11 protein-coding genes are annotated in these 12,143 nt (G+C 69.7%); 1 reads left to right on the forward strand and 10 read right to left on the reverse strand.

Annotated elements, in window-relative coordinates:
• Positions 1-28: 28 nt before the first annotated feature.
• The 5 genes from DY218_RS35290 to DY218_RS19990 form a co-directional block, all read right to left on the reverse strand.
• Entirely contained in the window at positions 29-229 is a 201-nt protein-coding gene (locus DY218_RS35290; RefSeq protein WP_128557458.1) for a hypothetical protein, read from the reverse strand.
• 184 nt (positions 230-413) lie between these two features.
• Complete coding sequence (locus tag DY218_RS19975) at positions 414-737, reverse strand: hypothetical protein (RefSeq protein WP_128557459.1); 324 nt, start codon at positions 735-737, stop codon at positions 414-416.
• Complete coding sequence (locus DY218_RS19980) at positions 734-1,099, reverse strand: WhiB family transcriptional regulator (RefSeq protein WP_128557460.1); 366 nt, start codon at positions 1,097-1,099, stop codon at positions 734-736. Before DY218_RS19980 ends, DY218_RS19975 begins: the two co-directional genes overlap by 4 nt.
• Positions 1,100-1,272: 173 nt before the next feature.
• On the reverse strand, positions 1,273-1,581 hold the full coding sequence (locus tag DY218_RS19985; protein ID WP_128557461.1) for a hypothetical protein: 309 nt from the start codon (positions 1,579-1,581) through the stop codon (positions 1,273-1,275).
• A 161-nt stretch (positions 1,582-1,742) separates the two neighbouring features.
• Positions 1,743-3,998 (reverse strand): ATP-dependent DNA helicase UvrD2, encoded by a 2,256-nt coding sequence (locus DY218_RS19990; protein WP_199566794.1) that lies wholly within the window; start codon positions 3,996-3,998, stop codon positions 1,743-1,745.
• A 140-nt stretch (positions 3,999-4,138) separates the two neighbouring features.
• On the opposite strand from DY218_RS19990, the gene DY218_RS19995 reads away from it, so the two are divergent.
• On the forward strand, positions 4,139-4,381 hold the full coding sequence (locus tag DY218_RS19995) for a mycoredoxin (protein WP_128557463.1): 243 nt from the start codon (positions 4,139-4,141) through the stop codon (positions 4,379-4,381).
• 56 nt (positions 4,382-4,437) lie between these two features.
• Here DY218_RS19995 and DY218_RS20000 read toward each other — a convergent pair whose 3' ends face one another.
• From DY218_RS20000 to DY218_RS20020, 5 genes are all read right to left on the reverse strand, one after another.
• A complete protein-coding gene (locus tag DY218_RS20000; RefSeq protein WP_128557464.1) occupies positions 4,438-4,884 on the reverse strand; it encodes an OsmC family protein in 447 nt (148 codons plus the stop codon).
• Positions 4,885-5,022: 138 nt separating this feature from the next.
• Positions 5,023-5,964 carry an NAD(+) diphosphatase gene (gene nudC, locus DY218_RS20005; protein ID WP_128557465.1) on the reverse strand — a complete coding sequence of 314 codons (942 nt, stop codon included), beginning with the start codon at positions 5,962-5,964 and terminating at the stop codon, positions 5,023-5,025.
• 49 nt (positions 5,965-6,013) lie between these two features.
• On the reverse strand, positions 6,014-7,435 hold the full coding sequence (locus tag DY218_RS20010; protein ID WP_128557466.1) for a dipeptidase: 1,422 nt from the start codon (positions 7,433-7,435) through the stop codon (positions 6,014-6,016).
• A 100-nt stretch (positions 7,436-7,535) separates the two neighbouring features.
• Positions 7,536-11,141, reverse strand: a complete 3,606-nt coding sequence (locus tag DY218_RS20015) for an ATP-dependent helicase (RefSeq protein WP_199566791.1) — start codon at positions 11,139-11,141, stop codon at positions 7,536-7,538.
• A 239-nt stretch (positions 11,142-11,380) separates the two neighbouring features.
• Positions 11,381-12,088 carry a hypothetical protein gene (locus DY218_RS20020; RefSeq protein ID WP_128557468.1) on the reverse strand — a complete coding sequence of 236 codons (708 nt, stop codon included), beginning with the start codon at positions 12,086-12,088 and terminating at the stop codon, positions 11,381-11,383.
• Positions 12,089-12,143 lie beyond the last annotated feature (55 nt).

Consider the following 12,143-nt stretch of genomic DNA (forward strand, 5'->3'; position numbering starts at 1 on the left):
GGGGAGGGAGGGGCCCCAGGAAGGGGATTTACCACCAGCTCGAGTCGAGCCTCCCCTCGATAGCCCGAATGTTCTCCCGCGCACACGCGTCGCAGAAGTAGCGGCGTGTGCCGTTCTCGACGGAGCACGTCCAGGTGGGGCGTGGCTCCTCGGACGAGATGCCGCAGCGGGAGCAGACGACTGTGCCAGTGTCCGGTGCCGTTCCTGAGCGCGGAGATTCCTTGTCCATTTAGCAACGATATAGCCGGATTAGCGACGTGTGCTCGCAACGCACCGCGGGGACCGCTCCGTTCGGAGCGGTCCCCGCGACGATCGTCCGGAAGCAGCCCCCGTCAGCTTCCGTCCGATGAACCAGCCGGTGAACGCAGTTTCGTGTCACCGACCGTAAGGCGGCCTTGCGTTCAAGGGGCGCCTTACTGCATGACAGCCATGACGAGCGCACGGCGGGCACGCCGCGAGGCGCGCTCGGCTCGCTGCTGCATGCGGCGGGCGGCGATCAGACGCATGGTCTGACGCTCGGATTCCGCCTCTCTCAGTCGCTCGTGCATATGCGCTCGAGCAAGGGCTTCTGGTTGAAGTTGCATTTCACGGGTCCTGTTCTGACGCGGCGCGTATGCGCCGGAGTTCGTGGTGTCCGGGGTCGCAGAGCCCACTGGCTCACTGCTGATCGGCTTCATCGGGGCCTGCTTCATCGGGTCGTGCGTGAGGGGACGGCTGATCGTTCCTGAGGCGTTCATGCGGCGACCGGGTTCTTGCGCGGGCGGCCACGCGGACGCTTGCGGGCGACTACGACGCCCTGAACGAAGAGCTCTCCACCCCAGACGCCCCAGGGCTCGCGCCGCTCCTTGGCGCCGGCGAGGCAAGCCTCGATGAGCGGGCAGGTGCGGCAGAGGGACTTGGCGTACTCGACGTCCGCCGGCGACTCGGCGAAGAAGACCTCCGGGTCGTAGCTGCGGCAGGGTACGGGCACGCCGAGGTTCTCGATGGCGTCGTCGAGCGCGGTGAGCGCGGTGAGGGGAGTCAAGGTGTTCTCCTGAAGGCCGGGCGGGGAGTTCGTCTCTGAAGGCGGTACTGACGGGGCGTGCGTTTCGGTCTGCACGATCGGTGTCTTCCTCGTCTGGTCGTTCCGGCCGTTCGGCCGGGTGGCGGCTTGGTACCAGTCGCTGTCCCGAGGCCCCTTCGCTGTGTTCTCCCGGTCGTAGGGGGAAAACAAAAGGGCCGCGGATCCCGGGTGGGGTTCCGCGGCCCTGAAGGCGCCGGCCTGATCGAGAATCAGGCTGGATCACTCCAGGGTTCGAGCCCGCGGTAGGCCCACATGTGGTGCTGCTTCGTCCGGGATCCGGCACCGGCTGCCGCAAAGGCATAGGCCTGCGCCTCTGCCGCTGCTACTGCTGCCGGTGCCTTGGTCGGTCGCTCATTGCCTTCACGGACCTCAAGGGCCGCGAAGGACGGGGCTGCCGGAAGCACGGCACGAATGCCGGACAGACCGGTGCCCTGGTACGAGTTGCCGAGCAGGCACGTGGCGACGACCGAGCGATCAACGTCGGTCATTTTGATGGTGCTCTTCGTGATGCTGATCACTGGACTCGCCTCCTCTCGGCGTCTCGGGGACTGGGATGAACCAGTCCAAGGTCTTCAAGTACAGCACGGAACCACGGCTTCGGAGAAGTCGCTGTTTCCGTGGTTAAGAACCTATGGGTCTTCCTTGCGCGTGCGCAAACTATTTTTTCGACGAGTTTGTATCAGTCGTCGACAGAGGCCTGCTCACCCTCGTCTCCAAGTTCCTGACCTGCACAGATGGCAAGAACGTCGGTACCGAACCGATTGACCTTGCGCACTCCGACGCCGGCGATCCTGGCCAACTCGCCGACGTCGGCGGGTACGGCCTCTGCGATGGCGATCAGAGTCTTGTCGGTGAAGACGCAGTAGGCGGGCTGTCCCAGGCTCTTGGCCTGGATGCCTCGCCAGTCGCGCAGCCGCTCGTAGAGGCCTTCGTCCATGTCGGACGGGCAGTCCTCGCAGCGCATCAGTTTCACCTCGCCGGCGCCGGTCAGGGTCCGGCCGCACACTCTGCAGTACACGGGCCCGCGGTGTCGGCGGGGCGCGGCGGGCTTTCGTTCGATGCCGCCGGTGCCGCCCGCGGAGTGGGTTCCTGCGGCGGCAGAGCCGGGGCGCAGGCCGTTGAGGAACCGGCTGGCGCGGCGCGAGGCGCGGCCTCCTGGGGATCGGGCCAGGGCCCAGGACAGGCCGAGGTGCTCTCGGGCGCGGGTGACTCCGACGTAGAGCAGGCGGCGTTCTTCCTCGATCTGTGCGTCGGTCTTGGCGTAGGTGATGGGGAGCATGCCTTCGGTGAGGCCGACGAGGAAGACGGCGTCCCATTCGAGGCCCTTGGCTGCGTGCAGTGAGGCGAGGGTGACGCCCTGGACGGTGGGGGCGTGCTGGGCGGCCGCGCGTTCGTCGAGTTCGGTGACGAGGTCGGCGAGGGTGGCGGCCGGCTGCGCGCGGGTGAAGTCCTCGGCCAGGCGGACCAGGGCGGCCAGGGATTCCCAGCGGTCACGGACGGCGCCGGAGCCGGCGGGTGGGTTGTCGGTCCAGCCCTTGGTGGAGAGTACGGCGCGCACTTGGGAGGGTACGTCGACGGCGTCGTCGAGGAGGGCGTCGTTGTTCCCGAAGCGGGCGGCGCTGCGGATTGCGGCTCCTGCTTCGCGTACTTCGGTGCGCTCGAAGAAGCGCTCGGCGCCGCGGAGCTGGTAGGGGACTGCGGCGTCGGCGAGGGCTTGTTCGTACAGCTCGGATTGGCCGTTGGTGCGGAAGAGGACGGCGATTTCGCTTGCGGGGACGCCGCTGTCGATGAGTTTGCGGACGCGGCGGGCGGTGCCTTCGGCTTCTGAGGGTTCGTCGGGGTATTCGGCGTAGGTCGGTTCCGGGCCTGGTTCGCGCTGTGAGCGGAGTTCGAGGCGGTGGTCGGCGGCGCGGCCGGAGGCCTTGGCGAGGAGGCCGTTGGCGAGGTGGACGACCTGGGGGGTGGATCGGTAGTCGCGGACGAGTTTGACGACGGTGGCCCGGGGGTGGCGGGTGCGGAAGTCGAGGAGGTGGTCGGGGGTGGCGCCGGTGAAGGAGTAGATGGTCTGGCTGGCGTCGCCGACGACGCAGATGGTGTCCCGGTCGCCGAGCCAGAGCTCGAGGAGGCGTTGTTGGAGTGGGCTGACGTCCTGGTATTCGTCGACGACGAAGTGCTGGTACTGGGAGCGGACCTGTTCGGCGATGTCGTAGCGGTCCTGGAGGATGCCTACGGTGAGGAGGAGGACGTCCTCGAAGTCGATCACCGAGCGGTCTTGTTTGAGTTGTTCGTAGACGGCGTAGATCTGGGCGGTCTCGGCGGGGTTGCGGGGGGTTTCGCGGTCGGCTTTGGTGGCGGCGGCGAGGTAGTCGGCGGGGACGGTCTGGGTGACTTTGGACCATTCGATCTCGCCGGTGACGTCGCGGAGTTCGCCGCGGTCGAGTCGGATGCGGCAGCGGGCTGCTGCTTCGGCGACGAGTTGCACTTTGCGTTCGACGAGGCGGGGGAGTTCGCCGCCGACGGCTTTGGGCCAGAAGTACTGGAGTTGGCGTAGGGCCGCGGAGTGGAAGGTGCGGGCTTGGACTCCGGTGGCGCCGAGCTGGCGGAGGCGGCCGCGCATTTCCCCGGCGGCGCGGTTGGTGAAGGTGACGGCGAGCACGCTGGTGGGCTGGAGGATTCCGGCACGTACGCCGTAGGCGATCCGGTGGGTGATGGCGCGGGTTTTGCCGGTGCCGGCCCCGGCGAGGACGCACACGGGACCGTGCAGGGCGGTGGCCACTTCGCGCTGCTCCGGGTCGAGCCCGGTCAGGACGTCGTCGGGCGACTCCGGGACCTGTGGGAAGGCTGTGGGGTGCGTTGCTGCTGTCACCCCGCCATGCTGCCAGGTCCGGCGGGGCGGCCGAGCTCGTTGTCCACAGGGGTACGGTCTTGGTCGTATTAATGCGGGATGGGTTGATGCGGGGCGGGCGGTGGTCCGTGGGATGCGGTGCCGGCGGTCGTCCGTTCGGGAATGGGTGGGCGGTGCCGGGCGTTCGTATCGTTGCGAACGCTGCCGAGCTGCGAAGGAGCACGAGAGACATGCCGGGCACTGTGACGATGTACAGCACCACGTGGTGCGGCTACTGCCGTCGGCTGAAGGGCCAGATGGATCGCGAGGGAATCGCGTACACGGAGATCAACATCGAGCAGGACCCGGAGTCTGCGGCGTTCGTGGAGAAGGCGAACGGCGGGAATCAGACGGTGCCGACGGTGCTGTTCGAGGATGGTTCCACGCTGACGAATCCTTCGCTGGCGCAGGTCAAGGAGAAGGTCGGAGTCTGACGCGTCGGTGTTGAGCGCCCCCGCTGTGGCGGGGGCGTTTTGCGTGTTGCGGTGGGTCAGCCTGCGGCGAAGCCGGTGGTTCCGTCGGGGAGTACGGCCTCCACGCGGGCGCCGTGTTCGACGGTGCGGCTTACGGTGCAGTACTTCTCGTGGGTGAGGCGTACGCCTCGGGCGAAGACGTCTGCGGCGTTGCCGCCGTTGGCGTCGGCCGGGATGTCGAGTTCGTAGGTGACGGTGACCTTGCCGATGCGGCCGTCGTCGTCGGGGGTGGATTGTGAGCTGACGACGATGCGCAGGTCGTCGTGTTGGACGGCGCGGGCGGTGCGGTCGGTGACGAGTCCGCCGCAGCCGCCGAGGGCGGCGAGGAGGAGTTCGACGGGGGTGAAGGAGGGCTGGGCGGTGTCGTCGTCGGCGGCTGCGATGTGGACTTCGGCGCCTCGGTCGTTGCGTGCTGTCCACTGTCGGTAACCGGTTCGGACGGTTTCGATGGTGTAGTCCGCCATGGGGTGTGCCTTTCTCGATGCCCCTGCTGTCGCTCGATGCCTCTGTGTAACCGGTTGTGCCGGTGTGTGATGGATCGCGCGCGTGTGTGGTGTAACCGTTTGTGCCGGTGTCGGTTCGCTGGGTGGCCGGCGCGGGCCTCAGGTTACGTTCCGTGGCAGGGGCTTGCCGTACCAGAGCTCGATGAGCCGGGCGGCGATGGAGATGCCGAACGGGGGCAGGACTTCGCCGCTTTCGAAGGCGGCGGCCAAGTCGTCGCGGGAGAACCAGCGGGCTTCTTCGATCTCTTCGCCGTCGACGGTGATGTCGGGCGAGGTGGCGCGGGCCATGAAGCCGAGCATGAGGCTGGACGGGAAGGGCCAGGGCTGGCTGGCGATGTATTCGACTTCTCCGACGGTGACGCCGGCTTCTTCGAAGACTTCGCGGCGTACGGACTGCTCGATGGACTCGCCCGGTTCGACGAAGCCGGCGAGGGTCGAGAAGCGGCCTTCGGGCCAGTGGACCTGGCGGCCGAGGAGGGCGCGGTCGTGTTCGTCGGTGACCAGCATGATCACGGCGGGGTCGGTGCGGGGGTAGTGCTCGGCGCCGCAGGCGGGGCAGCGACGGATGTGGCCGGCTGCCGCGATGACGGTGCGTTCGCCGCATCGGGAGCAGAAGCGGTGCAGGCGCTGCCAGTTCTCCAGGGCGACGGCGTGGACCATGAGTCCTGCGTCGCGTGGTGACAGGAGGAGGCCGGCTTCTCGCAGGCCTGCGGGGCGTGCGGACTGGTCCATGCGGCCGGGCAGGCTGTCCTTCTGGAGGGCGAAGTAGCTGACGCCGTCGTCGTCGGTGCCGAGGAAGTAGCGGTGGGTCTCGGTGACGGGTGCTTCGAAGGCCGGGGTGGTGACCAGTTCGGTGGTGCCTTCGGGGGTGTCGTCGATCAGTGCCTGGCCACCGGAGACGACGAACACGCGGGTGGTGGGGTGGCTCCATGCGGCGGCGAGCCAGGCCTCGTCGAGGCGGTGGTGTGCGGCGCGGTCGATGCCGCTGTGTTCGGTGAGTGAGACGGTCAGGTCAGTGGTGCGTCCGGTCCAGGTGGTCACAGGAACTTCCAACTCCCCCGGTTGAAACGGTTACTTCCGACAGCGTGGGTCAGGACGGTGTCCTTGGTGTGTGCGGGGTGCTCCAGTTGGCGGCGAGGTCTTCCCAGAGGTGGGCGGTGGTTTCCACGCCCTTGAGGAGGAGGTCGAGTTCGACCTTCTCGTTGGGTGCGTGCCAGCCGTCGGACGGCACGGAGATGCCGAGGAACAGGACGGGGGCGTCGAGGACGTCCTGGAGGTCTGCGGCGGGCCCTGAGCCGCCTTCGCGGGTGTGGCCGACGGGGCGGCCGAAGGCGCGGCTCATGGAGCGGGTGACGGCTTGGAGGGCCGGGTGGTCGAGCGGGGTGAGGCAGGGGCGGGTGGATCCGCTGAAGGTGACGGTGTGGCGGATTCCGTCGGGCAGGCGGCCGGGGATCCAGTCGCGGAGGGTGTTCTCGATGCGCTGTGGGTCCTGGCCGGCGACGAGCCGGAAGGAGAGTTTGACCACGGCGGAGGTCGGGACGATGGTCTTGCCGCCGGCGCCTTGGTAGCCGCCTGCGATGCCGTTGACTTCGGCGGTGGGGCGCGCCCAGATGCGTTCCAGGGTGGAGTAGCCGGCCTCGCCGTGGGTGGCGTGGGACTTGGCGCTACGGAGCCATTCGGCCTCGTCGAAGGGCAGTTCGGCGAGGAGGGTGCGTTCGGCGTCGGTGAGCGGGACGATGCCGTCGTAGAAGCCGGGGACCGTCACGCGCGCGTGGTCGTCGTGGAGTGCGGCGACGAGGCGGGCCGCGGCGGTGGCGGGGTTGGGTACGGCGCCGCCGAAGGAGCCGGAGTGGATGTCCTGGTCGGGGCCGTGGAGTTCGATCTCGCACTCGACCAGTCCGCGCATGCCGGTGCAGACGGTGGGGGTCGTCTCGGACCACATGCCGGTGTCGGACACGATGACGGCATCGGCGGCGAGCTGCGCGGCGTGTTCTTCGACGAGGGCGCGGAAGTGCGGTGAGCCGGATTCTTCCTCGCCCTCGATGAGGAGTTTGAGGTGTACGGCGGGGCTGGTGCGGCCGGTGGTGTGGAGGTGGGCGCGTAGGCCGAGGGTGTGGAAGAAGACCTGGCCCTTGTCGTCGGCCGCCCCGCGCGCGTAGAGGCGGTTTTCGTGGATGTGTGGTTCGAAGGGGTCGGTGTGCCAGCCGTCGGCGACTGACGCGGGCTGTACGTCGTGGTGGCCGTAGACGAGGACGGTGGGTGCGTCGGCGTCGTCGGAGGGCCAGTGGGCGTATACGGCGGGGGCCCCGTCGGTTTCCCAGATCGCGGTGGTGGGGAAGCCGGTTTCCTTGAGTTTGGCGGCGAGCCATTCGGCGCTGCGTCGTACATCGGGTGCGTGGTCCGGGTCGGCGGACACGGACGGGATGCGCAGCCATTCGCCGAGGTCGTCGAGGAATGTCGCGCGGTGGGTGTCGATGTACGTGCGGACGGCGCTGTCCGGGGTCTCGCTCATATCGGCGAGCCTATCGGGACGTCGTGAGGTGGCGGGGGCGCGGTCGGCGGCTCACGGTGGCGGGCCGGCTGCTGCCTGTAGGCGTGGTGCGCCGGTTCGCTCAGGGGTTGTCCGGGGTGCGCGTCCTGGGGGGCGGTGCGCTCTCGGGTGCGGGTGCTTCATGGGCTTCGCCGCGCAGGATGCGCTCAAGGGCGGCGCGGTCGGGGAGATCCGGGGGGTGTACGGTCTCGCCGCTGCGGATGTGGACGAAGGCGGCGGAGACCGCTTCGGGGGGCAGTCCGTGCTGCTCGGCCCAGGCGAGCCGGTAGATCGCGAGCTGCAGTGGGTCGGCGTGCGGGAGTCCTCGAGTGTGCGGAACATCACCGCCGGCGGGCCGTCCTGTGGTGGGGGGTGTGGCTCGGCTGGTCTTCCAGTCGACGATTTCGTACGTGGCGTTGTCGCCGTCGCCGTTGCGGTAGACGGCGTCGATGCGGCCGCGGACGACGCGGCCGGCGATGGTGATCTGGAAGGGGGCCTCGACTCGGTGCGGGGTACGGCGGGCGTACTCGGTGCGGTCGAAGGCTTCCTTGAGTTCGGCGAGGTCGTTCTCGTCGGCGATGTCGGCGCCGGTGCCGGGCAGTTCGTCGGGGGTGAGCATGGGTAGCTCGAGGGCTTCGAAGCGGGATTCGACCCAGGCGTGGAAGCGGGTGCCGCGGCGGGCGGCTGCCTGTGGGGGCTGGGGCATGGGACGGGCCAGTTCGGCGGCGAAGCCGTCGGGGTCGGCGGCCATGCGCAGTACTTGTGAGGCGGTGAGGCTGGGCGGTACGGGGACGTCGTGCACGGTCTGGCGGGAGCGCTGGAGTTCGGTGGCGAGTGCGTCCAGGTCGCGGTCCCAGGAGGTGATGGTGCGGCGCTCCTCGGGGGTGAGCGGTGTGCCGGTTGTGTCGGTGTCGCGCGCGTGGTCGGCGATCGGCGCCGGCGCCGGGTCGTCGTCGTGCGGGTCCTTGGGCTCCACGCGCGCGTGGGGGATGGCCGGGCGGGGCGCCGGGGCCGGGTCCTCGCCGTATGGGTCCGTGTCGTACGGGTCCGTCTCGTACGGGTCCTCGGCGTACGTCTCCTCCTCGTAAGGATCCCCGTACGGCTCGTCCTCGGGGAGTGGCCAGTCCGGTGGGTAGGCCTGGTCGGGATCGGGCGTGCTTGCGCTGTGCGGGGGTGCGGCAGGCAGGGCCTCGGTGCCGGTGAGGTCGTCCAGGTGGGCCTGGACCAGGGCGGCGGCACGGCGGCGGCGGGCGAGGGCGGTGTCGTCGAGGGGCAAGGGCCAGGCGAGGTCGGCGGCAGACTGCTGCAGCGCGGGATTCTCCTCGTCCTCGGCGGGGGCGTCGGCCCAGGCCTCGATCTCGCCGTGGCCGGCCGCGCAGTGGTCGTGCAGGGCCTGCAGGAAGTCGGACGGGCCGCGCGGCTTCTTCTGGGTCGGCCCCCACCAGTGGCCGGAGCCGAGCAGCAGGGAGCGGGGGCGGGTGAACGTCACATAGCCCAGGCGGAGTTCCTCGGTCCGCTGGTGGTCCTTCATGTCCTCGTGGAAGGCCTTGAGCCCTCTGCTGGTCCAGGAGGCGACCTCGGGCAGTGTGGCTGCGTCGCCGCGCAGGGCGTGTGGCAGGACCTTGCCCTGGGCGGTCCATTTCTCGCGCCCCTGAGTGCTCGGGAAGGTGCCGGTGACGAGTCCGGGGACGGCCACGACATCCCATTCGAGGCCCTTGGACTTGTGGGCGGTGAGGACCTTCACGGTGTTCTCCCCGCCGGGCAGGGCATTGTCCAGGCCCTTCTCGTACTGGGCGGCGGTGCGCAGGAAGCCGAGGAAGGCGAGCAAGGAGGCGGCCGGGTCGTTGCCGGCGAAGGAGGCGGCGATGTCGAGGAAGTTGGCGAGGGTTTCGCGCCGGCGGGCGGCGAGGGCGTGCGGGGACGCGGAGAGTTCGACGTCGAGTCCGGTGGTGGCCAGGACGCGGTGCAGTACGTCCATGAGCGGGTCGGCGAGGGAGCGGCGCAGGTCCCGCAGTTCGGTGGCGAGGCGGGCGAAGCGTACGCGGGCGTCGGTGGAGAACGGCAGCCCGTCGTCAGGGCCGTCCGCTTCGAGGAACGTGTCGAGTGCGTCGGCGAGCGATATGACCTCGGCGGGGTCGGTGCCTTCGACGGCTTCGGCGAGGCGGCGGTCCGGGTCGTCGTCCTCGTCGCGCGCGTGGTGCACGAGGAGGCGGGCGCGACGGCCGAGGAGCGCGAGGTCGCGGGGGCCGATGCGCCAGCGGGGTCCGGTCAGGAGGCGGACCAGTGAGGCATTGGCTCCGGGGTCCTGGAGGACCTCGCAGACGGCGACGAGGTCGGCGACCTCGGGCAGGTGCAGCAGGCCGGAGAGTCCGACGACCTCGACGGGGATGTCGCGCGCGACGAGGGCTGCCTGGATCTGGGCGAAGTCGCCGGCGGTGCGGCACAGGACGGCGATCTCGCCGGGGGCCTTTCCGGTGCGTACGAGGTGGGCGATGGAGTCGGCGAGCCAGGCCGTTTCGTCGGCGTGGGTGGGGAGCAGGGCGCAGCGGACCGTGCCGTCCCGTTCGGCGCCGGGGGCGGGGCGCAGGGCCTGGACGCCCGCGTGCATGGCGCGCAGGGGCTCGGCCAGGGTGTTGGCCAGGTCGAGGAGGCGGCCGCCGCTGCGGCGGTTCTCGCTGAGTGCGTGGCGGGCGGCGGGGCGGCCGTCGGCGTGGGCGAAGTGGTCGGGGAAATCGTCCAGGTTGGCGACGGAGGCGCCTCGCCAGCCGTAGATGGCCTGGCAGGGGTCGCCGACGGCGGTGACGGCGTGGCCGGTGCCCTGGCCGAAGAGGCCGGCGAGGAGGATGCGCTGGGCGACGGAGGTGTCCTGGTATTCGTCGAGCAGGACGATGCGGAATTCGTCGCGGAGGATCGCTCCGACTTCGGCGTGGTCGCGGGCGAGGGTCGCGGAGAGGGCGATCTGGTCGCCGAAGTCCAGGAGGTCGCCGGCGCGCTTGGCGTCGCGGTAGCGGGTGACGAGGCCGGTGAGTTCGAGGCGGGCGGCGGCGGCCTCGGGGACCTTGCGCAGGTCCTGGTTGGTGAGGCGGGTGCCTTCGAGGGTCCTCAGGAGCTGCTGGTCGTGGGCGCGCAGGCGGTGCGGGTCGGTGAGGTGCTCGGCGAGTTCGCCGTCGAGGGTCAGCAGGTCGCTGACGAGGTCGGGGAAGGACCGGGTGAGCGCCGGGTAGGGGCCCGGGGCTTCGCGCAGTACGCGGGCGGCGAGCTGGAAGCGGGTGGCGTCGGCGAGCAGGCGCGCGGTGGGTTCGAGTCCGAGGCGCAGTCCGTGGTCGGCGAGCAGCCGGCCGGCGAAGGCGTGGTAGGTGGAGATCACCGGTTCGCCGGGGGGGTCGTCAGGGTCGAGGGTTTCCGGGTCGGTGACGCCGGCCTTGATCAGGGCGGTGCGTACCCGCTCGGCCAGTTCGCCCGCGGCCTTGTTGGTGAAGGTCAGGCCGAGCACCTGGTCGGGGGCGACCTGGCCGGTGCCGACGAGCCAGACGACTCGGGCGGCCATCACCGTGGTCTTGCCGGAGCCGGCGCCGGCCACGACGACCTGCGGGGCGGGCGGTGCGGTGATGCAGGCCGTCTGCTCCGGGGTGAACGGGATCCCGAGGAGCTCCTTGAGCTGCTCGGGGTCGGTGATGCGTGCGGACACATCGGAGAGGCTAGCGGCGGGCACTGACAACCGGGACATCCCGGTCGGTGGTGGCCGCCGGTGCGGTCGGGACGGGTGCCGTGGGAGGCGAAGGCGCACAGTCCACCCTCTCGGGTGTCTCCACGCACGCGTGGCTGACGGCTCTGTCCCCTGATCGGGGTCCTACGCGCGCGTGGCCGGTGCCGGGCGTGGCACGGATCACGGTCCACGCGCGCGTGGCCTTCATCTCGGGGGTGGCGTCACGAGGCGGGGACGATGTCCTTCACGTCGGCGACCTCGTCGTCGGCGGGGGCCTTGACGTCGACGGGCTTGTTGTAGTCGGAGAAGGTCGTGATGCCCTGTTCCTTGCCCTTGGTCTCCACCTGCAGGAGGTACGGCTTGCCTTCGGCGGCGACGTAGAAGGTCGAGGTCTTGCCGCCGGACTCCTTCTTCACCAGGGTGGCGGCCTTCTGTCCGTCGACGTCGGCGTCGTCGCCGCGTTCCATGTCCTTGGCGTCGGAGGTCTTGAAGAGGTCGTTGCGGTCGCATACGCCGCCGCCGGAGCCGTTGTTGCTCGGGGACTTCACCCAGCGGCCGTCGAGCTTCTTGTTGACCCCGGCGCCGCTGGCACTCATGGTGCTCTTCCAGTACGCGTCGTCGCCCTTGAGGTAGGTCGCCTTGTCGACGACGAGGAGCTGCGCCTTGCCCTGCTTGCCGGCGCTCATGTTCCCCTCGCAGGCGCCCTCCTTGTTGATGGCGAACGACAGGCGGACAGTGCTGCCCTGCTGCTTTCCCTCGCCGGTGACGCGGAAGCTGTCGGCGGCCTTCGACGTCTTGAACGACTTCTTGGCGATGTCGTCCGCGCTCATCCCGTCGAAGGCGTCGTCCTCACTCGAGCAGCCCGTGAGGCCGGCAACAACGGCCGCACAGGCCACCGCCGCGACCACGAACTTGCGCTTGGCTGCCATGTGAGTCTCTCCTCGTGTGATCTTCAGAATCTGTGAACGTGAACCTGTGAACGTG

The sequence above is a fragment of the Streptomyces triticagri genome (assembly GCF_003429565.1).
Classification (GTDB): Bacteria; Actinomycetota; Actinomycetes; order Streptomycetales; family Streptomycetaceae; genus Streptomyces; species Streptomyces triticagri.